A 20,227-nucleotide genomic window follows, 5' to 3' on the forward strand; every position below is an offset into this window, starting at 1 on the left:
ATGTCATGAATTCATTGAATTATATGGGACTTCACCGGCTCTCGACAACCCGGGCAAACACCAGCACGTCCACTTGCGCCGCCTTGGCCCGGAGCAGGGCCCGCGCACAGGCATCCAGCGTCGCACCCGACGTCAGGACGTCGTCGATGAGGACAATGCGCCGACCCTGGACGTCGGCCTGGCGGTCGGGGGATACCTGGAATGCACCCTGCACATTGGTGGCGCGCTGGGCCCGCGACAGGCCGATCTGCTGCTCGGTCGCGCGTACCCGGCGCAGTACCTCAGCCTTCACCTTTACCCCGCTCTGCCGCTCGATGATCCGCGCCAGCGCCCCGGACTGGTTGTAGCGGCGGCGCCAGGACCTTCGCCAGTGCAGGGGAACGGGCACCAGCATGTCGGCCTCGGTGAGCAGTTCGCCGCCCGCGCGCGCCATCCAGCGGCCCATGGCGGGGGCCAAATCCGTGCGGTCCTGGTATTTCAGCGCATGCACCAGGGTGCGCGCGACGTCGTCATAGCGCACGGCGGCGCGCGCCCGCTGGTAGGCCGGCGGGCTCGCGATCGCCTCCATCGACAGCATGTCGGGGCCGGGATCGTATACAAAAGGGATGCCGAGCCGCGGGCAGTAGGGCCGTTCGATGAACGACAGCCGCGCCCAGCACGCCGCGCACACGCCTTCGCCGTCGACCGGCTCGCGGCAGGACACGCACAGCGTCGGCAGCGCGATGTCGAGCGCAAGCCGTGCCGCACGTGACAGCACGTGGCGGCCAGCCGTCCATGCGGCACGCAGGGGGGCGGCGATGGAACGAGAAGGGGCGTGAGCGGCTTCCATGGGACGAGGCTAGCGTTCTGTTTGGCGGCGCTCAAGCGGCTGGATCGGTCTCGTGCCCTGGACGCAGCGCCACTTCGGCGGTGCGCTGCAGAGCCGGGGCCTATCACGCCGCATCGTGCCATGTCGCCTTCTGGATCCCGGCTCTGCGGAGCGTCACTGCGTGCCGCACCGCGTCCGGGGCAAGAGAGAGGAGATTGCAATAACCAGCGTGATCGGCGTAACCAGCGGCATGGCTCAAGACCCGCAAACCCCACCCGATTTGTTCGACCGCGCTTTGTTGCACGCGCGACAGCGCCGCGCGCAGGCGCAAGGTGCCGTGAGCTTCCTGCTGGATCGGGTCGCCGAGGACATGTCCGATCGGCTGGCGGCGGTGATGCGGGAGTTTCACACAGCGGCCGATCTCTGGACGCCCGGCGAGGGTCTCGCGGTGCTGCGCGCGCGACTGCCCTCGATCGAGCGCATTGAGCTCGATGCATCGGGTGCGGAGAAGCTGCCCTTTGCGCCCGAAAGCCTCGATCTCGTGGTCTCGGCGCTGGCGCTGCAATTCGTCAACGATCTGCCGGGGGTGCTCGCGCAAATCCGTCGCGCGCTGAGGCCAGATGGGCTGCTGCTGGCGGCGATGATCGGCGGCGACAGCCTGACCGAGCTGCGCCAAGCTTTTGCCGCCGCCGAGGCCGAATGCGAGGGCGGCGTGTCGCCGCGCGTCGCACCTTTCGCCGATCTGCGCGATGTTGGCGCGCTGTTGCAGCGGGCGGGCTTTGCGTTGCCGGTCACCGATGTCGACCGCGTCGTGGTCCGCTACGCCAACGCGTTCGCGCTGATGCAGGATATCAGGCGCATGGGCGCCGCCAATGTGCTGATCGAACGGCGGCGCACGCCGAGCCGGCGATCGACGCTGCTGCGGATGGCTGAAGTCTACGCGGAAGGCTTTGCCGATGCCGACGGCCGCATCCGTGCGACATTCGACATCATCTGGCTCTCCGGCTGGGCCCCGCATGCGAGCCAGCAGCAGCCGCTCAAGCCCGGATCAGCGAAGGCGAGCCTGGCGGAAGCGGTGAAGAAGGCGGGAGGGACGTAACTCCTCATGGTGAGGAGGCGCGTCAGCGCCGTCTCGAACCATGCAGGCCCGGCTCTCATCCGCAGCCATCCTTCGAGACGACCGCTGCGCGGTCTCCCTCAGGATGAGGTCTGAGCTCACATCAGCAAATCAATCAGATGCGGGATCAGCGGAATGTCCGCGGGCGGCATGGGATAGTCGCGCAGCCTGTTGGCGCGAACCCAAGCCAGGGTCTGGCCCTCGCGCGGCGTGACCTGTCCCTCCCAGCGCCGGCAGATGTACAGCGGCATCAGGAGGTGGAAGGTCTCGTAGCCGTAGCTCGCGAACGTCAGCGGCGCCAGACAGGGTTCGGCGACGGTGATGCCGAGCTCCTCGTGAAGTTCGCGGATCAGGCTCTGTTCCGGCCGCTCGCCGGGCTCACACTTGCCGCCGGGAAATTCCCAGAGGCCGGCCAGCGTCTTGCCCTCGGGGCGCTGCGCGATCAGGACGCGCCTGTCGGCGTCGACCAGCGCGCACGCCACGACGAGCGTCAGTTTGAGATCAGCCATGCCTGGAATTCCGCTCGCTGAAGGATCATCCGCAACGGTTCGTTAACCCTGTTACGGCCCGTGTTTCCGAGGTCTCCATAAGTCATATTTAATCCACGGTTCCTAGAGTGGAGACGCTGAAACCATTTCGGGCCAGATCCATGCGCGCTGAGTGTCGTACCATCTTCCGTCGGTTCCTTCGCGACCGGCGCGGCAATGTCGCGGTGATCTTCGCAATCTGCTGCGTGCCCCTGATCACGTTCATCGGCACCGCGATCGACTACTCCCGCGCGACGCAGGTCCGGGCGAAGCTTCAGGGCGCGGCTGACGCAGCCAGCGTCGGTGCGCTCGCCAAGGCATCGCCGGGGTTTATCGCCGCGGGCTCGATGACCACGGACGGCACGATCACGGTCGGCGTCGACGACGCCCAGAAAATCTTCGATGCCAATCGCGCCAACCTGACCGGCTATACGCTCAACAGCGTCACCCCGACCGTCGTCAAGACCGGCTCGACCATCAACTCGACCGTCTCGTTCACCGCCACCATCAACACCATGTTTCTCGGCCTGATCGGCAAGACCACACTGACCATGAGCGGCACGTCGTCGTCGACGGCCAACATGCCGCTCTATGTCGACTTCTATCTGCTGCTGGACAATTCTCCGTCGATGGGCGTCGCAGCGACACCGACCGACATCACGAAGTTGCAGGGAAAGACGGGTGGATGTGCATTCGCCTGTCACGACACCACCAAGGCGGCCGGCACGAGCAACTACGACATCGCCAAAGCAAATGGCATCACGACCCGAATTGACGTGGTGCGCCAGGCGAGCGCGAACTTGATGGACACAGCCCAGAGCACGCAGACCTATTCGAACCAGTTCAGAATGGCGATCTACGATTTCGGCGCTTCGTCAGCGACGATCGGATTGAGAAATCTGTTCGCGCTCTCGTCGAGCCTGACCTCCGCCAAGACGGCGGCGGGAAACATCGACCTGATGGCGGTTGCCGGCCAGAATGACGTGTATACTATCGACAAAGATACTCCCTTCACCACTATTTTTCCCGCAATCAATAGCGCAATCGCCTCGCCTGGAGCAGGTACGTCCGCGTCACCGCTGAAATATCTGTTTTTTGTATCCGATGGGGTCGCTGACGAAGCCAACTCGGGCACGACGATGTGTAGTGTCTCGTCTTCTTCGTATCCTCTCGCGTCATCGAACCGCTGTCAGTCGCCGATCAATCCGGCGCTCTGCACGACCATCAAGAACCGCGGGATCAAGATCGCGGTGCTGTACACGACATACCAACCGCCTACTGACGGCTGGTACAACTCATGGATAGCGCCCTTTAACCCCGGGCCGTGGGGACCGTCGCCGAACAGCAAGATCGCGCAGAACATGGAGAGCTGCGCTTCGCCGGGATTCTATTTCGAGGTTAGCCCGACCCAGGGCATTTCGGAAGCGATGAACGCGCTGTTCAAGAAGGCACTCGCGGATGCGCGGATCTCGGGGTGATTGGATCAAAGCTCTTTCACCGTCACCCTGAGGTGGCCGCTTCTTCAGCGGCCCTCGAAGGGCGACGGCCCGGCTATCGGTAGTCGTAAGCACTACGACCTGTAATCCCCGTTGATCGCGACATATTCCTTGGTGAGGTCGCAGGTCAGCACGCGGTCGCGGCCCTTGCCGAGGCCGAGCGAGACCTTGATCGCGATCTCCGGCGCCTTCATCGCTTCCGACACCTGCGCCTCGTCATAGGACGGATCGCGCGCGCCGTTCTTGGCGACGCGGATGCCGTTAAAAGAGATCGAGAGCTTGTCGCGGTCAGCCGGCTCGCCGGCCTTGCCAACCGCCATGACCACGCGGCCCCAATTGGCGTCCTCGCCGGCGATTGCGGTCTTCACCAGCGGCGAGTTCGCGATCGACATCGCGATCTTGCGCGCCGAGGCCTTGGTCTTGGCGCCCTCGACGGTGATCTCGACCAGCTTGCGCGCGCCCTCGCCGTCGCGAGCCACCTGCTCGGAAAGATTGGCGAGCACCTGGTTGAAGGCTTTGACGAAGGCTTTCAGGCGCGGGTCGCTGGCGCGGCTGATCTTCGGCGCGCCGTGTTCTGCAGCAGCACCGGTGGCAAAGGCCAGCAGCGTATCCGAGGTCGAGGTGTCGCCGTCGATCGTGACCGCGTTGAAGGTGTCCTCGACGCCGCTTTTGAGCAGCGCCTGCAGCGCGGCAGGCGCGATCGGTGCGTCGGTGAAGATGAAGGACAGCATCGTCGCCATGTCGGGCGCGATCATGCCGGCACCCTTGGCCATGCCGTTGATGGTGACATTGGCTTTGCCGAGCTTCACGGTTGCGGTCGCGACCTTCGGGAAGGTGTCGGTGGTCATGATCGCCTTGGCGGCCGCCAGATAATCGCCGGCCTCGGCGGTTTCCGCGAGACGTCCGAGCACGCCGTCGAACTTGGTCGCATCCAGCGGCTCGCCGATCACGCCGGTCGAGGCCAGGAAGATCTCGCCCTCGGTGCAGCCGACGGCCTTGGCCGCGATCCTGGCGGTCAGCGCGGTGGAGCTGCGGCCGGTCTTGCCGGTAAAGGCATTGGCGTTGCCGGAATTGACCACCAGCGCGCGCGCCTTGCCGCCCTTCAGCTTGGCGCGGCACCATTCCACCGGCGCGGAGGGGCATTTCGACTTGGTGAAGACGCCTGCGACCGCGGTGCCCTTGTCCATCACCGCCAGCAGCACGTCGGTGCGGTTCTTGTAGCGAATGCCGGCCTCGGCCGTCGCGAGACGCACCCCAGCGATCACGGGCATGTCGGGGACGTGTTTCGGGGCGAGGGGAGAGACGGAGGAGGACATCGGGGCGCCTTGGTGGGATCTGGATATGCAGATGCCCGGCGCGGGGGCCGGGCATCACAGAGGCTTAGATACTCTTCACGTCACCGAAGTGACAGCGAATTCTTACTTCTTCGCGGGCGGCGCCATCTTGCTGTCGGACGGCTTGGCATCGGCAGGCTTGGCGGCATCAGCCGGCTTGGCGTCCTTCGCCGCATCCGCCGGCTGATCCAGCCGCTCGACCTTGGCTTCCGCGCGCAGCTTGGCGACGTAGTCGGCCTGGGCCTTGCGGGTGACATACTGCTCGATCTGCGCCTTGACCTGCTCGAAATCCGGCGCCTTGCGGTTGCGCTTTTCCTCGACCTTGATGACGTGCCAGCCGAACTGCGACTTCACGGGGTCGGAGATCTTGCCCGGCTCGAGCGCGAAGGCGACCGCCGAGAACTCCGGCACCATCTGTTCCTTGGTGAAGAAGCCGAGGTCGCCGCCGTCGGCCGAGCCCGGGTCCTTGGACTTCTTCTTGGCGAGCTCGGCGAAATCGGCGCCCTTGTCGAGTTCGGCCTTCACCGCCTTGGCCTCGTCCTCGGTCTCGACCAGGATGTGGCGGGCGCGCACTTCCTGCTCGCCGGTGATCTGCTTGGAGGCCTCCTCATAGACCTTCTTCATGGCATCCGGGGTGGTGGCGGCCTTGCCCTCTCCGGCGAGCAGGCTGTCCATCAGCAGGCGGTTGCGGGCGAACGCGAGGCGCTTCTTGAACTCCTCGCCGTCAGCGAGCTTCTTGTCCTCGGCGGCCTTGCCGACGATCTTCATGTCGATCAGGAAGGACAGGACGTTCTCGTCCTTGGTCGCCGGGTCCATCTGGGCGAGGCTCGGCCCGAGTTCCTCTTCGGCCATGGCGACGTCGCTCTTCTTGATCTCCGCGCCATTGACCTTCGCCAGCACCGGATCGTCGGCAGCCCGGCCGGGACCCGCGATCAGCGCCAGCGCAAGGCAGCCCACGAGGGCGGTGGCGAGGCCGAAGCGCAGGCCGGTTTTGGTTACCGGGAACGAGGTGGTCATGGAAAATCCTTTTGTTGAAGCAGGGGGCTGCTCGAGCGGGGCGGACACTCGCCCAATTCAGGGGGGCTTGGCAACGCGAAAAGTCTGTCAAAATGATGAATTAGCCGCAATGCACGCGCCGTTGACAAGGCCCTGACCGGGCCATATCTCTGCCCGGTCGCGTCCATGCGATGGCGTTTATTTTGCTGCGTTTTTTGGCCGTTGAACCCAGACTTGCCCAACTCCCACCCATATGGCGGATGGACCCCCCGCAGTCCGGGCTCCGGCGCCCAGCAGGCGTCACGGTGAGTTGATCGGCAGGCGGGTGACAACCTCTTGGCTGCAACGCGAACGCGGTTGAATCGCGAACACAGGAACTAAGCATGATCGGCGCGCTCGCCCGCAAGTTTTTCGGCTCCGCCAACGACCGGCGGGTGAAGGGATATCAGTCCCGCGTCAACGCGATCAACGCGCTGGAGCCCGAGGTCTCGAAACTCTCCGACGAGGCCCTCAAGGCCCGCACCGTCGAGTTCAGGCAGCAGCTCGCCGAGGGCAAGACCCTGGACGACCTCCTGGTCCCCGCTTTCGCCACCGTCCGTGAAGCCGCCAAGCGCACGCTCGGCCAGCGCCATTTCGATGTCCAGCTGATCGGCGGCATGGTGCTGCACGAGGGCGACATCGCCGAGATGAAGACCGGCGAAGGCAAGACCCTGGTCGCAACGCTCGCGGTCTATCTCAACGCGCTCGCCGGCAAGGGCGTCCACGTCGTCACCGTCAACGACTACCTCGCCCGCCGCGACTCCGCATGGATGGGCCAGATCTACGGCTTCCTCGGCCTGACCACCGGCGTGATCGTGCACGGCCTCGACGATTCCGAGCGCAAGACGGCCTATGCCTGCGACATCACCTACGGCACCAACAACGAATACGGCTTCGACTATCTGCGCGACAACATGAAGTACCGGCTCGAGGACATGGTCCAGCGGCCGCACTTCTACGCGATCGTCGACGAAGTCGACTCCATCCTGATCGACGAAGCGCGCACGCCGCTGATCATCTCCGGCCCGCTCGACGACCGCTCCGACTTCTACAACACCATCGACGGCTTCCTGCCCAAGCTCGACAAGTCCGACTACGACGTCGACGAGAAGCAGCGCACGGTGACGCTGACCGAAGCCGGCATGGAGAAGATCGAGACGCTGCTGCGCGATGCCGGCCAGCTCAAGGGCGAGTCGCTCTACGACGTCGAGAACGTCTCCGTCGTGCACCACATCAACCAGGCGCTGCGCGCCCACACGCTGTTCACGCGCGACAAGGACTACATCGTCCGCGACGACGAGGTCATCATCATCGACGAGTTCACCGGTCGCATGATGCAGGGCCGCCGCTACTCCGAAGGCCTGCATCAGGCGCTGGAAGCCAAGGAGCACGTGCAGGTCCAGCCCGAGAACCAGACGCTGGCCTCGATCACCTTCCAGAACTATTTCCGGATGTACGAAAAGCTCGCCGGCATGACCGGCACGGCGCTGACCGAAGCCGACGAATTGTTCGACATCTACAAGCTCGAGGTCGTGGAGATCCCGACCAATCTGCCGGTCGCCCGTCTCGACGAGGACGACGAGGTCTATCGCACCCAGAACGAGAAATACGCCGCGATCCTGGCCGAGATCGAGCGCGCCAATGCGCGGTTGCAGCCGGTGCTGGTCGGCACCGCCTCGATCGAAAAATCGGAAGTGATCGCCGAATATCTCAAGAAGCACGGCTACCGGCAGATCGATTTCGGCAACGAAAATTCGATGCAGAAGCTGTACGCCGCGGCCCGCGCCGGCAAACCGGCAAAGCTGTTCGCGGTGCTGAACGCGCGCTTCCACGAGCAGGAAGCCTACATCGTCGCGGAAGCCGGCGTGCCCGGCGCGATCACGATCGCGACCAACATGGCCGGCCGCGGCACCGACATCAAGCTCGGCGGCTCGCTGGAAATGCGCATCCAGCAGGAGGCCGCTTCGATCGAGGACGAGGCCGAGAAGGCCAAGAAGATCGAGCAGATCAAGGCCGACATCGAGCACTTCCGCGACATCGTGCTGAAGGCCGAGGAAGAGGTCGAGATCGAACCGGCGAAGGGTTCGAAGCCCGCCAAGACCGTGAAGAAGCCCGGCGGTCTCTACATCATGGGCTCCGAACGCCACGAATCCCGCCGCATCGACAACCAGCTCCGCGGCCGCTCCGGCCGCCAGGGCGACCCCGGCCGCTCGAAATTCTTCCTGTCGCTGGAAGACGATCTGATGCGCATCTTCGGCTCGGATCGCCTCGACAGCATGCTGCAGCGTCTCGGCCTGCAGGAGGGCGAGGCCATCATCCATCCCTGGATCAACAAGGCGCTCGAGAAGGCGCAGCAGAAGGTCGAGGCGCGCAACTTCGACATCCGCAAGAATTTGCTCAAGTTCGACAACGTCCAGAACGACCAGCGCAAGGTGATCTTCGACCAGCGCGTCGACCTGATGAAGGACGACAGCGTCGCCGAGACGGTCGCCGACATGCGCCACGCTTTCATCGACGACCTCGTCGCCAAGCACGTGCCCGAGCATGCCTATGCCGAGCAGTGGGACGTCGCGGGCCTGAAGGAAGAGCTCAAGCGCGTGCTCGATCTCGACTTGCCGGTCGAGGACTGGGCCAAGGAAGAGGGTATCGCCGACGAGGAGCTGCTCACGCGCATCGAGACCCGCGCCGACGAGCACATGGCCGCAAAGGTCGGGCAATGGGGCCCCGACGTGATGCGTTACGTCGAGAAGACCATTCTGCTGCAGACGCTCGACCATCTCTGGCGCGAGCATCTGATCATGCTCGACCATCTGCGCCAGGTCATCGGCCTGCGCGGCTACGGCCAGCGTGATCCGTTGCAGGAGTACAAGACCGAGGCCTTCAACCTCTTCCAGGAGATGAGCGCGCATCTGCGCGAGGCCGTCACGGCGCAGCTGATGCGGGTCGAGATCGTGCCGCCGGAGCAGGAAGCCCCGGTGCTGCCGCCGATGGAAGCGCACAAGTTCGACCCGAACACCGGCGAGGACGAAATGGCGCTCGCCAGCGTCACCCTCGGAGCACAGGCCACGGACGCGGCGCTGCGCGATCCCAAGAACCCGGCCAGCTGGGGCAAGATCGGCCGCAACGAGGATTGCCCCTGCGGCTCGGGCAAGAAGTACAAGCACTGCCACGGGCGGTATGCGTAAGGTTTGAATGTGAGGCGCCGACGTCGGCGCCTCACTGTCCCACGAAAGCCGCGGCGCGCGCGAACTCGTAGCCCGGATGGAGCGAAGCGCAATCCGGGAATCCTGCCGTTGTGCGGGAAAGACCCGGATTACGCTTGCGCTCCATCCGGGCTACGGCCGTGCGGCGAGACGCGCAAATTGCTCGCCAGCTCAATTCGAACTGTCGATCAAGCTCTCCAGCAGCCGCTTCAATTCGCTCGTCGATTTGTCGCCGTAGCTCTCCAGGATGTGCTCCTCCTGGTCGACCGCGAGCGAGTTGAGCTTCTTGCTCAGCACCTTGCCGCGATCGGAGATGAACATCAGGACCTTGCGGCGATCGTTCGGGTCCTGCACGCGATAGACCAGCGTGTCGGAGACCATGCGGTCGATCATCTTGGTCAGCGTCGGGTGGTTGAGCAGCACGGCGTCCGCAAGCTCTCCCATCGAATGGCCGTTGCCATCCGACAGCACTTTCAGGATGCGCCACTGCTCGACGGGCACGCCTTCCTTGCTCAACCGCAGTTCGAGCTGCCGGTTGATCTCCCGGTTGGCTTGCGCGAGCAGGTAGGCGAGGTGTTCGGTGATCGGGGTGTTCGATTTTGCCACGGCTAAGACTTTGTCTTGACCCAAATGAGTGAATGTCTTGCAATCGATGCTGCATCTATATGCACTTCAATTCTTGAATATTCAATATTTTCAAAATAGGATATTGCCCAACAATAGGGCGGGTGCCGCGGCCGCCTCTCGAATGAGCTTTCAAGTCTGGTGTCAGACAGGAGTTGGCGTGCGCGCGACGGTAAACTTCCCGGCTCACGGCGGTCCGGCGTTACCGCCGTCCTTGCTGTTCAGGAATCTGTCGCCCGCGGCAGCGGATTTCGACCGGTCGCCGGTTGACGCGCATTTCATGAAGCGCCGCGGCGCACACAACAAGCTCCGCATCGGCGGCTTCATCTGCTGCACCGGCTCGCCCGGCGTTTGGGGCCCGTGCGCGACAAGCAGCGCGCAGCTCGCGGTTGCCGAGATCAACAAGCGCGGCGGCATTCTGGGGCGCGAGATCGAGCTTTCGATCTACGATGCCGGCGGCCCGCTCGACGAGATTCTGAGCCGCGCCGAGCAGGCGATCGCGTCCGATGAGATCGATCTCATCGTCGGACTGCATACCAGCGCGGTGCGCGTGGCGCTGCGCAAGGTCACCACCCGCCACCGCATCCCCTACATCTACACACCCGTTTACGAAGGCGGCGAGCAGACGCCGGGTGTCATGGCGATCGGCGAGACGCCGCGCTGGCAGAGCCGCCCCTCGATCCACTGGCTTGCCGACGTCAAGAAGGCGGCGCGCTGGTACCTGATCGGCAGCGATTATGTCTGGCCCTGGCAGTCGCACCGCGCGGTGAAGCGCTACATCAAGGAGGCCGGCGGCCATGTCGTCGGCGAAGAGTTCGTACCCCTCGGCGAAGATAACCATGAGCCGCATCTGGAGCGCATCCGTGCCGCGAGGCCGGACGTCGTCCTGATTTCGTTGATCGGCACCGACAGCATCACGTTCAATCGCGCGTTCGGAGAATGCGGCCTCGGCGCCACGACGCTGCGGCTGGCCGGAGCGATGGACGAGACCGTGCTGCTCGGAATCGGCGCTGACAACAGCGAGAATCTGTTCTGCGCCTCCGGCTATTTCCCCGGCATCGGATCGCGGGCCAATGACGACTTCCAGAGCCGCTATCGCGCGATGTTCGGACCGAACGGGCCCCCGATCGGCTCGCTCGGTCAATCCAGCTATGAGGGACTGCGCTTCCTCGAGGCCGTGGCGAACAAGGCGGGCACGTTGGCGATGGGGCCCATGCTCGCGGCCGGCCGCAACATCGTCTATGGCGGCGCGCGCGGCCCCGTCACCGTCAGGAACGGTCACACCCGGATGCAAATGTATCTCGCCGCGGCGGATGGCCTCGATTTCAAGCTGATCAAACCGATCTGATGCCGGCGCGGTCATCTGCAAACGCCCGACTCCAAAATAATACTTGAAAAGGAAAATATTTCCGTCTGTAATATCGAGGCTAGGCCGGCCGACCGGCGCCATGCAGGCGCAACCGGACGGCTTCCGTCCAATGCCAGGGATCAAGAAACTTCAGGAGAGCGCCGTGACAGTTGTCCTTCCCACGCCCGCCCAATTGCGCAGCGTCGCCGAGCAGTGCGGCCTCGCCCTGTCCGATGACGATGTCGCCTCGTTCCGCGGCCTGATGCAGGGCTCGATCGAAGCCTACAATCTCGTCGGCGCCATGCCGGACGAGGTGCCGGAGGTCAAATATCCGCGCACGCCGGGCTATCGGCCCTCGCCGGAAGAGAACCCGCGCAACGCCTGGTATCGCAAGTCGACCGTGAAGGGTGCGGCGAGCGGCAAGCTCAAGGGCAAGACCGTCGCCCTGAAAGACAACATCATGCTCGCCGGCGTTCCCATGATGAACGGCTCGGCGACGCTCGAAGGCTACGTCCCCGATTTCGACGCCACCATCGTCACGCGCATGCTCGATGCCGGCGCCGAGATCGCCGGAAAAGTCCATTGCGAATCCTTTTGCATGTCCGGCGGCAGCCACACCAATGCGGTCGGCGCCGTCCACAATCCGCACAAGATGGGCTATTCGGCCGGCGGCTCGTCGTCAGGCAGCGGCGTCGTCGTCGCGCTCGGCGAGGTCGACATGGCGATCGGCGGCGACCAGGGTGGTTCGATCCGCATGCCGTCCTCGTTCTGCGGCACCTATGGCATGAAGCCGACCTGGGGCCTCGTGCCCTACACCGGCATCATGCCGATCGAGGTGTTCGTCGATCACACCGGCCCGATGACGGCGACCGTCGCCGACAACGCGCTGCTGCTGGAGGTGCTGGCCGGCGACGACGGCTATGATCCCCGCATCAAGGCGCCCAAGGTCGAGGAGTACACCAAGGCGCTTGGCCAGGGCGTCAAGGGCATGAAGATCGGCATCCTCAAGGAAGGCTTTGAGCAGGCGAATGCCGAGTCTGCGGTGAACGAAAGCGTCCGGGAGGCTGCCAAGCGCTTCAAGGATCTCGGCGCCACCGTGGAGACTGTCTCGATCCCGATGCACCTCATGGGCCCTGCGATCTGGACGCCGATCGGCACCGAGGGCATGACCCAGACCATGATGTATGGCGACGGCTATGGCCTGAGCCGTTCCGATCTCTATTCGACCACGCTGATGGACTTCCATCGCGGCTGGCGGCGGCAGGCGGATTCCCTGTCCGAGACCACAAAGCTGTTCCTGCTGCTCGGCACCTACATCAACAACAGTTTTGGTCCGCGCTATTACGGCAAGGCGCTCAACATCTCCCGCCGCCTGACCGCGGCCTACGACAAGGCCTTCAAAGACTACGATCTGCTGCTGCTGCCGACCACGCCGATGAAGGCGACGAAGCTGCCGGAGCCAACCGCGAGCCGTGAAGACTATGTCGCCCGCGCGCTGGAGATGATCTCCAACACCGCGCCGTTCGACATCACCCATCATCCCGCGATGTCGCTGCCCTGCGGCATGGTCGACGGCCTGCCCGTCGGCCTGATGCTGGTCGGCCGCATGTTCGAGGAATCCACCATCTATCGCGCCGCCCATGCTTTCGAGCAGATCGGCGACTGGAAGAAAATGTGAGCGGGGCATTGATGCAGACGAACAGAACGGCACCGCATGGCTAACGCGTTCGTCGCGGCGTTCGAAATCTTGAGCTTTGGCGCGATCATCGTCCTGATCGTGCTGGGTCTCGGGATCATCGCCAGCATGATGGGCATCTTCAACTTCGCGCAGGGCGAGTTCGTCCTGCTCGGGGCCTACATTACCTATCTCGCCTATGCCAAGGGTCTGCCGATCTGGGCCGGCATGGTCGCCGCGCCCTTCGTCGTCGGCGCGCTCGGCTTCGTGCTGGAGGCGCTGATCATCCGACGCTTCTACGCAGCCCCCATCGTCGCCATGCTCGGCACCTATGCGCTCGGCCTGATCATCCGCGAATCCGTGCGTGGCCTGATCGGCGGCTTCTATCTCACCGTGCCGGAGCCGATCGGCGGCTCGATCGATATCGGCGCCATGCACATCTCGGCCTGGCGCTTCACCATCATCGTCATCACGGCGCTGGTGATGGGTGGCTGCTATCTGCTGCTGGCGCACACCAGCTTCGGCCTGCGCGTGCGAGCCACCCTGGAAAATCCCTCGCTGGCGCGCGCCTCCGGAATCTCCACGCCGCTGATCTATGGCGCCACCTTTGCGTTCGGCGCCGCGCTCGCCGGCCTTGCCGGTGCGCTGATCGTGCCGGTGTTCAGCCTGTTCGCCGATCTCGGCCTGCGCTTCCTGATCCAGGGCTTTGTCGCGGTCATGGTCGGCGGCGTCGGCTCCTTTATCGGGCCGGTCGCGGGCGCCGGCGTCATCGGCACGCTCAGTGCCGCGCTGCCCTGGGTGATGGCGCCCGTGGTGGCCGATGTCCTCGTCTTCGTTCTCGCCATCGTCTTCATCAAATTCCGGCCGCAGGGCCTCATCGCTGGAAAAGGGGTTTAGTCACATGTCCGATCGTACTCAGCTCTCCCGCCGCCGCTTCCTCTCGAATTTCGCCTTTGCCTCCGGGGCGGTCGCAACCGGCGTCGGCAGTTGGGTGATCCCGGCGCCCTGGGCCAATGCGGCCGAAGCCCCGATCAAGGTCGGCATCGCCACCGACCTCACCGGACCGATCGCCTACGCCGGCAATGCCGACGCCAACGTCGCCAAGATGGTGATCAAGGAGATCAACGCCGGCGGCGGCCTGCTCGGTCGCCCGCTCGAGCTCTATATCGAGGACACCGCCTCGAACGAATCCGTCGCGGTCGGCAACGTCCGCAAGCTGATCCAGCGCGACAAGGTGGACATGGTGCTCGGCGGCATCACCTCGTCGATGCGCAACGCCATCAAGGACCCGATCGTCGCGCGCGGCAAGACGCTCTACATCTACCCACAGCTCTACGAAGGCAAGGAGTGCACGCCCTATCTGTTCTGCACCGGACCGACGCCGGCGCAGCAGTGCGACGAGTTCATTCCCTGGTTGATCAAGAACGGCGGCAAGAAGTTCGCGCTGCCGAGCGCCAACTACGTCTGGCCGCACACGCTCAACGTCTACGCCCGCAAGGTGATCGAGGCCAACGGCGGCGAGGTCGTGTTCGAGGAATATTATCCGCTCGACCAAGTCGACTTCTCCTCGACCGTCAACCGCATCATCTCCAACAAGGTCGATGTCGTCTTCAACACCGTCATCCCGCCGGGCGTCGGCCCGTTCTTCAAGCAGCTCTATGAAGCCGGCTTCCTCAAGAATGGCGGACGACTGGCCTGCGTCTACTATGACGAGAACACGCTCAACATCAATCAGGCCGCCGAGATCGAGGGTCTCGCCAGCTGTCTCGATTACTTCAAGGTGCTGACCAAGGAGAACCCGTTCGACGCCAAAATCCAGGCGGCCTACGAGAAGGATTTCCCGGGCAACTTCCTGTTTGCCGCCGGCAGCGCAGCCACCGGCACCTATCGCGGGTTGAAGCTGTGGGAAGCCGCCGTCAAGGAAGCCGGCAAGATCGACCGCGAGTCGGTCGCGGCTACGCTCGACCACGCCAAGATCGCCGAAGGCCCGGGCGGGCCGGCCGAGATGGTTCCGGGCAAGCGGCACTGCAAGATGAAGATGTACACGGCGGTCGCCAAGGGCGGGAACTACGAGATCGTCGGACGCAGCGACGGTCTCGTCGATCCCAAGGAATGCTAGGGTCGAATGCCGAAAGCGATGGGCGCAGTGAAGCAGGCAGTCCCCGCCGAGATCGGCGGGGAACAGAACGTCGCCATGGTTGAACACGGATCAGCAGGGGTAACTGGTTCGCAGCGAAAAATCCTGCCGATCGTGGAAGGCGTGGTGCTCGTTGCCGCGCTGCTCGCGCCGCTGGTGCTCCAGGATTATCTCACGGTGTTCGCAACGCGCGTGATCATTCTCGCGCTGTTCGCGCTGTCGTTCGACCTGGTGTGGGGCTATGCCGGCATCATGAGCTTTGGCCAGGCGCTGTTCTTCGGTTCGGCCGGCTATGGCGTGGCGCTGCTCGCGCGCGACCTCGACATCACCAACATCTTCCTGGTGCTGCCTGCGGGTACCATCATCGGCCTCACCTTTGCGCTGCTGCTCGGCGGCTTCCTGCTGCTGGGGCGGCATCCCTCCAGCGTGATCTTCGTCTCATTGGGCACGCTGACCGGATCCTACGCCGCCGACCGGCTCGCGCGCGGCTGGTACTATCTCGGTGGCCAGAACGGCATCCCCTCGATCTCGTCGATGACGCTCGGCAGTTACGAATTCTCGGAAGGGCCGCCGTTCTATTATCTCGTGCTTGGCCTTCTCGTTGTGGTCTATCTCCTCTGCCGCTTCCTGGTGCGCTCGCAGTTCGGGTTGGCGCTCGCGGGATTGCGCGAGAACGAGCAGCGTATCGCCTTCTTCGGCTACAAGGCGCAGCACCTCAAGGCGATCATCTTCGCGATCGGCGGCGCGGTGGCGGGTCTTGCCGGCAGCCTTTACGCCTTCCACGAAGGTTTCGTCTGGCCCAACATGGTCGGCGTCGTGGTCTCGACGCAAGTGGTGCTCTATGTGCTGTTCGGCGGCTCCGGCACGCTGATCGGCGCCGTCATCGGTGCCGTCATCGTCGAGGGCGTCAGCTTCTGGCTCTCGGACAATTACCGCGAGGTCTGGCCGATCATCCTCGGCGTGCTGCTGTTGCTCGTGATCCTGTTCCGGCCGCTCGGCCTGATCAGTTTCGTGCTCGGCGAGCGCGAGCGGGTCGGCAGCTTTGGTGGCAAATCCAGGAAGATCAAGAAGGAGAAGCGCGATGCCGCTCCTTGAAGCCACCGGCGTCAAGAAGATCTTCGGCAAGCTCACCGCGCTTGATGGCGCCGCGCTGACCGTCGGCGAGAACGAGTTTCACGGCCTGATCGGCCCGAACGGCTCCGGCAAGAGCACGCTGATGAAGTGCATTGCCGGCGCCGAGGTGCCGACGCAGGGCAAGGTGAGTTTCATCAACACTGACATTACCGCGTTCACGCCGACCGAGCGTGCCCGCGCCGGCATGAGCCTGAAATTCCAGATCACATCCGTGCTGCCGACGCTGACGCTTTACGACAACATCCTGCTCGCGTTGCAGGCGCAGTCCTCGCTGTTCGATCTCGTGTTCTCGCGCACGCGCGGGCTCCTGCACGATCAGGTCATGACCATGCTGACGCAGTTTCGCCTTGCCGATCGCGCCTTCGATGCGGCCGCAGCGCTGTCGCACGGCCAGCAGCAATGGTTGGAGATCGCAATGGCGCTCGCCGGCAAGCCGAAGCTGCTGCTGCTGGATGAGCCCACCGGCGGCATGAGCCTGGAAGAGCGCCGCGTCACCGGCGAATTGCTGCAGCCGATCAAAAAACACTGCTCGCTGGTCATCGTCGAGCACGACCTCGATTTCATCCGCGACATCTGCGATCGTCTCACTGTGCTCGACCAGGGCAAGGTGCTGGCATCCGGCACGGTGTCGGAGATCCAGGCCAACAAGGCCGTCCAGGAGATCTATTTGCGCCGTGCCTGAATTTTTGGACATCAAGCATCTCGACGCCGGCTATGGCCGCAGCCAGGTCCTGTTCGACGTCAACCTCGGCATTCCCTGGCGCGGCGGTGTCGCCGTGCTGGGCCGCAACGGCGCCGGCAAGACCACGCTGATGAAGACCATCGTCGGCGAGCTGCCGGCGTGGAAGGGCGAGGTCGCCTTCGACGGCCGCGACATCAGCCGCCGCGCGACCCAGGAGCGCGTGCGCGCCGGCATCGGCTACGTGCCGCAGGAGCATTCGGTGTTCGCGCGCCTGTCGGTGCGCGACAATCTCGCGGTCGGCTCGCTCGCGAGCAGAAAAGCAGACGCCGTTGACCACGTGCTGACCATCTTCCCAAAGCTCGGCCAGCGCCTCGACCAGCCCGCCGGCACGCTGTCCGGCGGCGAGCGCAAGATGCTCGCCATCGGCCGCGCCATGCTCGGCGATCCAAAGCTGCTTCTGCTGGACGAGCCGACCGAAGGCGTCTGGATCGGCGTGATCGAGGAAATCACCGAACGCCTGATCGAGCTCGCGAAAACCATCGCCGTCATCATCGTCGAGCAGCACCTCGACCTCGCGCTCCGCGTCGCCGACTACGCCTACGTGCTGGATCGCGGTCGCGTCGCGCTGCAAGGCGAGGCAGGCGAGGTGAGGGGCAATCCGGAGCTGCTGCGCTATCTGGCGCCGTAGGAGCAGCCTGCCGATCACCGCTCGTTCGCCTCGTCGCGGTCGAATCTATAGTCATCGGGCAGCGGAAATCGGAACTGCTCTGCTTGTTTGAGAAATTCCGCTCGCCTGTCGACCTTCGCCACCGCGATCTGGCCCTTCGAGGCCACTACGACGCTGAGTTCGTCGCCGGGTGAGAGATTCAGGGCTTCAACAAGCGTCTTGGGCAGGCGAACCGCGAGGCTGTTACCCCATTTGGAGACCAGCATTGCATGCTCCACGATGTACAGATCACGGTGTGGATATCATCGGAGTTCTAGGCGGATTCAAGCCTTGGAATGCTGCGGATCGTCAGCTTCATCAAGATCGGGAAAAGGGAAGGGGCTCGCGCCCCAGCTACTTCACCGCGCCGAACCGGCTGTCGAACGAATTCGACTGCACCACCGGCGCGGCGCCCATGATCTGGGTCGCTTCACCCGCGCCATCCGACACCGACGGCTTCAGCGTCGGGCGGGTCGCCGCGAGGCGGGTGTCGGGCTTCGCTGGTTCGGCGGGCTTGGCGACGGCAACGGCTGGCTTCGGCGCATCCTTCGCTGCATCCTTGGACTTGTCGTGTCCCGGCACGAACCGGGTCACCGCAGCTTTCAGCCGGGACGCCGCGGTGGGCGGCGTCGTGGTCGTCGCAGCCGGAGCGACGGATGCCGTGGCTTGCGGCGGCGGCGTGGTCGCCGTGGCGTCGGCGTTGCCGATGCCCATCTTGCGGCCGAGGTTGGAGAAGAAGCCTGATTTCTCGGGCGGAGCTGCGGTGGCGACGCGGGTGTTGGCGGCGGGCGCGCTGACGGCGACGACCGGCTCTTCCTGCGGCGAGGGCGCGGCTGCATCGAGATTCGGCTTCGGCGGATTGACGTGTCCAGGGATCGTGCCCGGCGCCTTCGCCATCGCCAGCATCTGGAGCGTGGTGCCTTCGGCGCCCTCCGACAGACCAGTCGAGCCTTCCGGAATTTTCGCGGCAAAGATCTTGTTCATGCCGCCGTCGATGCCGGTGTTCATGCGCGCAACGGGCGTGCCGCGCGAAACCAGCTTGTTGTACTCGGCCTGGTCGCGCGCTTCCTTCTCGCGCACGGCACTGGCGATCTCGTCGGGGATCACATAGGCCGGGCACTTTGCGGACGCGTCGAACACCGGATCACGCTTGGCGTCAGGCGCCTTCGCCGCGTCGAAGACGTACTTCTTCTCGCAGAAATCGACCTTCGGCTCCTGCCGGGTTACCTCGAAATGATCATAGCCTTCCTTGATCATCTTCCAGAACGGCATGTTCGGATTGTTCCGGTGCTTGGCCATGTTCACCGGCGTCATCTTGAACGGATAGGCCTGCAGCTGGAACGCCTTCTGGCCGCCGAAAAAGGATTCGCGCCCGAGCGAATAGATCTCGGCGATCTGCTCGTCCGTCATCGCGTAGCAGCCGCGCGACGAACAATCGCCATGCACCATCAGCTGCGAGCCGCTGCGGCCCAAAGCCTTGTCGAACGCGTTCGGATAGCCCGTGTTGAACGACAGATAATACGCCGACTGTGGATTCATCTGGCCCGGATTGATCGAGTAGAATCCTTCCGGCGCCTGGCGGTCGCCTTCGCGCACCTTCGGGCCGAGATCGCCCGACCAGCGACAGATCGGATAGGTCTTGAGCAGCGCGAACTGGCCGTTGCGGGTCTGCTTCCAGACCTCGAGCTCGGCCTCCTGCTTGAACAGCCGCACCAGGATCGGCGATTGCAGATCCATGTCCTTCTCGACCATCGCGGCGAGAAGCTTTGGCGGCACCGGCTGATTGGCCTTGGCATTGGTCGCAAGCGAAACCTGGTCGGTGTCGCAGCCGGCCAGCACAAGGCTGGCGGCAAGCGCCACCGAAACCAGAAACGCGCGAGCAAGCGAACGAGAAATCAAGATGGACCCCACACCGTCCAGGGCATCGCGCGCAAACCCCAATCTTGAAGCATGATCCGACCGGAGACCCGGACCCGTCGCGACGGGCTTTTTCGCAATCACGCTCCAGCGCTTATGCCCTGAAGCCATTGATTAAAATTCTAACCTCTGGGTCATGTGGTCGCAACCCGAACGGGGATCACGAGCCCGTTGGCCCAAAGGCGTGGTCAACGAAGACTTAAACTGGGCTGAAACTTGGGCCTTCCCGCCAAACCTGTACTGAGATCGCTGATTTGGGCAAAAAAAGGGTTAACGCGGGGTTACCGGGGGGCCTACGGGCGGTTTGGCCGGGCAAATTCAGTGTCGTCCTGGCGAAAGCCAGGACCCATTACCCCAGGGAGGCGTTTGGCGGAGATCAGTCGTTCGGTACGCCCATTGACCGCAATCGATGGACCTCGCGGTATGGGTCCTGGCTTTCGCCAGGACGACGGCGGAGGGGGACGCGTCCAACGGGCCCCAAACC

The 20,227-nt window shown here is 64.1% G+C and carries 17 protein-coding genes; 10 read left to right on the plus strand and 7 right to left on the minus strand.

The genetic code is table 11. The features are described from left to right. Positions 1-31 precede the first annotated feature (31 nt). Positions 32-829 carry a ComF family protein gene (locus BRA471DRAFT_RS02860; RefSeq protein ID WP_007604554.1) on the minus strand — a complete coding sequence of 266 codons (798 nt, stop codon included), beginning with the start codon at positions 827-829 and terminating at the stop codon, positions 32-34. A 229-nt stretch (positions 830-1,058) separates the two neighbouring features. Between BRA471DRAFT_RS02860 and BRA471DRAFT_RS02865 the strand changes: the two genes are divergently transcribed. After that, positions 1,059-1,907 carry a methyltransferase domain-containing protein gene (locus BRA471DRAFT_RS02865; RefSeq protein WP_035973496.1) on the plus strand — a complete coding sequence of 283 codons (849 nt, stop codon included), beginning with the start codon at positions 1,059-1,061 and terminating at the stop codon, positions 1,905-1,907. Between the two features lie 116 nt (positions 1,908-2,023). Here BRA471DRAFT_RS02865 and BRA471DRAFT_RS02870 read toward each other — a convergent pair whose 3' ends face one another. Beyond that, the gene (locus BRA471DRAFT_RS02870) at positions 2,024-2,434 is read right to left on the minus strand and encodes a (deoxy)nucleoside triphosphate pyrophosphohydrolase (RefSeq protein WP_007604557.1); all 411 of its coding nucleotides are present in this window, start codon (positions 2,432-2,434) and stop codon (positions 2,024-2,026) included. A gap of 140 nt (positions 2,435-2,574) precedes the next feature. On the opposite strand from BRA471DRAFT_RS02870, the gene BRA471DRAFT_RS02875 reads away from it, so the two are divergent. Beyond that, the gene (locus tag BRA471DRAFT_RS02875; protein WP_007604558.1) at positions 2,575-3,930 is read left to right on the plus strand and encodes a TadE/TadG family type IV pilus assembly protein; all 1,356 of its coding nucleotides are present in this window, start codon (positions 2,575-2,577) and stop codon (positions 3,928-3,930) included. A 92-nt stretch (positions 3,931-4,022) separates the two neighbouring features. Here the strand turns inward: BRA471DRAFT_RS02875 and argJ are convergent, their stop codons facing one another. Both argJ and BRA471DRAFT_RS02885 read right to left on the minus strand, forming a co-directional pair. Further along, a complete protein-coding gene (gene argJ / locus BRA471DRAFT_RS02880; RefSeq protein WP_007604559.1) occupies positions 4,023-5,264 on the minus strand; it encodes a bifunctional glutamate N-acetyltransferase/amino-acid acetyltransferase ArgJ in 1,242 nt (413 codons plus the stop codon). 102 nt (positions 5,265-5,366) lie between these two features. After that, positions 5,367-6,299, minus strand: a complete 933-nt coding sequence (locus BRA471DRAFT_RS02885) for a peptidylprolyl isomerase (protein WP_007604561.1) — start codon at positions 6,297-6,299, stop codon at positions 5,367-5,369. A gap of 362 nt (positions 6,300-6,661) precedes the next feature. On the opposite strand from BRA471DRAFT_RS02885, the gene secA reads away from it, so the two are divergent. Next, positions 6,662-9,502: a preprotein translocase subunit SecA gene (gene secA / locus BRA471DRAFT_RS02890; protein WP_007604562.1), complete on the plus strand. Its 2,841-nt coding sequence runs from the start codon at positions 6,662-6,664 to the stop codon at positions 9,500-9,502. Between the two features lie 189 nt (positions 9,503-9,691). Here secA and BRA471DRAFT_RS02895 read toward each other — a convergent pair whose 3' ends face one another. Next, positions 9,692-10,126 carry a MarR family winged helix-turn-helix transcriptional regulator gene (locus tag BRA471DRAFT_RS02895; RefSeq protein ID WP_007604563.1) on the minus strand — a complete coding sequence of 145 codons (435 nt, stop codon included), beginning with the start codon at positions 10,124-10,126 and terminating at the stop codon, positions 9,692-9,694. 178 nt (positions 10,127-10,304) lie between these two features. On the opposite strand from BRA471DRAFT_RS02895, the gene BRA471DRAFT_RS02900 reads away from it, so the two are divergent. From BRA471DRAFT_RS02900 to BRA471DRAFT_RS02930, 7 genes are all read left to right on the plus strand, one after another. After that, entirely contained in the window at positions 10,305-11,492 is a 1,188-nt protein-coding gene (locus BRA471DRAFT_RS02900; protein WP_007604564.1) for a substrate-binding domain-containing protein, read from the plus strand. A 163-nt stretch (positions 11,493-11,655) separates the two neighbouring features. Beyond that, the gene (locus BRA471DRAFT_RS02905) at positions 11,656-13,170 is read left to right on the plus strand and encodes an amidase (RefSeq protein ID WP_007604565.1); all 1,515 of its coding nucleotides are present in this window, start codon (positions 11,656-11,658) and stop codon (positions 13,168-13,170) included. Between the two features lie 36 nt (positions 13,171-13,206). After that, entirely contained in the window at positions 13,207-14,064 is an 858-nt protein-coding gene (locus BRA471DRAFT_RS02910) for a branched-chain amino acid ABC transporter permease (RefSeq protein WP_007604566.1), read from the plus strand. A 4-nt stretch (positions 14,065-14,068) separates the two neighbouring features. Next, positions 14,069-15,286, plus strand: coding sequence for a substrate-binding protein (locus BRA471DRAFT_RS02915; protein ID WP_007599205.1), 1,218 nt, complete (start codon positions 14,069-14,071; stop codon positions 15,284-15,286). 6 nt (positions 15,287-15,292) lie between these two features. Beyond that, complete coding sequence (locus tag BRA471DRAFT_RS02920) at positions 15,293-16,399, plus strand: branched-chain amino acid ABC transporter permease (RefSeq protein ID WP_007604567.1); 1,107 nt, start codon at positions 15,293-15,295, stop codon at positions 16,397-16,399. Then, entirely contained in the window at positions 16,386-17,120 is a 735-nt protein-coding gene (locus tag BRA471DRAFT_RS02925; RefSeq protein ID WP_007599214.1) for an ABC transporter ATP-binding protein, read from the plus strand. Before BRA471DRAFT_RS02920 ends, BRA471DRAFT_RS02925 begins: the two co-directional genes overlap by 14 nt. Then, positions 17,113-17,808, plus strand: a complete 696-nt coding sequence (locus BRA471DRAFT_RS02930; protein WP_007599215.1) for an ABC transporter ATP-binding protein — start codon at positions 17,113-17,115, stop codon at positions 17,806-17,808. Before BRA471DRAFT_RS02925 ends, BRA471DRAFT_RS02930 begins: the two co-directional genes overlap by 8 nt. Before the next feature lie 14 nt (positions 17,809-17,822). Here the strand turns inward: BRA471DRAFT_RS02930 and BRA471DRAFT_RS02935 are convergent, their stop codons facing one another. Further along, positions 17,823-18,053, minus strand: a complete 231-nt coding sequence (locus tag BRA471DRAFT_RS02935) for an AbrB/MazE/SpoVT family DNA-binding domain-containing protein (protein ID WP_007604568.1) — start codon at positions 18,051-18,053, stop codon at positions 17,823-17,825. 127 nt (positions 18,054-18,180) lie between these two features. After that, complete coding sequence (locus BRA471DRAFT_RS02940) at positions 18,181-19,725, minus strand: murein L,D-transpeptidase family protein (protein ID WP_231171021.1); 1,545 nt, start codon at positions 19,723-19,725, stop codon at positions 18,181-18,183. Positions 19,726-20,227 lie beyond the last annotated feature (502 nt).

This window comes from Bradyrhizobium sp. WSM471, assembly GCF_000244915.1.
GTDB lineage: Bacteria > Pseudomonadota > Alphaproteobacteria > Rhizobiales > Xanthobacteraceae > Bradyrhizobium.

Excerpts from the sequence above, each read along its gene's own strand:
- BRA471DRAFT_RS02860 (WP_007604554.1), bottom strand. The coding sequence starts at position 829 with ATGGAAGCCGCTCACGCCCCTTCTCGTTCCATCGCCGCCCCCCTGCGT.
- BRA471DRAFT_RS02865 (WP_035973496.1), top strand. The coding sequence starts at position 1,059 with ATGGCTCAAGACCCGCAAACCCCACCCGATTTGTTCGACCGCGCTTTG.
- BRA471DRAFT_RS02870 (WP_007604557.1), bottom strand. The coding sequence starts at position 2,434 with ATGGCTGATCTCAAACTGACGCTCGTCGTGGCGTGCGCGCTGGTCGAC.
- BRA471DRAFT_RS02875 (WP_007604558.1), top strand. The coding sequence starts at position 2,575 with ATGCGCGCTGAGTGTCGTACCATCTTCCGTCGGTTCCTTCGCGACCGG.
- argJ (WP_007604559.1), bottom strand. The coding sequence starts at position 5,264 with ATGTCCTCCTCCGTCTCTCCCCTCGCCCCGAAACACGTCCCCGACATG.
- BRA471DRAFT_RS02885 (WP_007604561.1), bottom strand. The coding sequence starts at position 6,299 with ATGACCACCTCGTTCCCGGTAACCAAAACCGGCCTGCGCTTCGGCCTC.
- secA (WP_007604562.1), top strand. The coding sequence starts at position 6,662 with ATGATCGGCGCGCTCGCCCGCAAGTTTTTCGGCTCCGCCAACGACCGG.
- BRA471DRAFT_RS02910 (WP_007604566.1), top strand. The coding sequence starts at position 13,207 with ATGGCTAACGCGTTCGTCGCGGCGTTCGAAATCTTGAGCTTTGGCGCG.
- BRA471DRAFT_RS02915 (WP_007599205.1), top strand. The coding sequence starts at position 14,069 with ATGTCCGATCGTACTCAGCTCTCCCGCCGCCGCTTCCTCTCGAATTTC.
- BRA471DRAFT_RS02920 (WP_007604567.1), top strand. The coding sequence starts at position 15,293 with ATGCCGAAAGCGATGGGCGCAGTGAAGCAGGCAGTCCCCGCCGAGATC.
- BRA471DRAFT_RS02925 (WP_007599214.1), top strand. The coding sequence starts at position 16,386 with ATGCCGCTCCTTGAAGCCACCGGCGTCAAGAAGATCTTCGGCAAGCTC.
- BRA471DRAFT_RS02935 (WP_007604568.1), bottom strand. The coding sequence starts at position 18,053 with ATGCTGGTCTCCAAATGGGGTAACAGCCTCGCGGTTCGCCTGCCCAAG.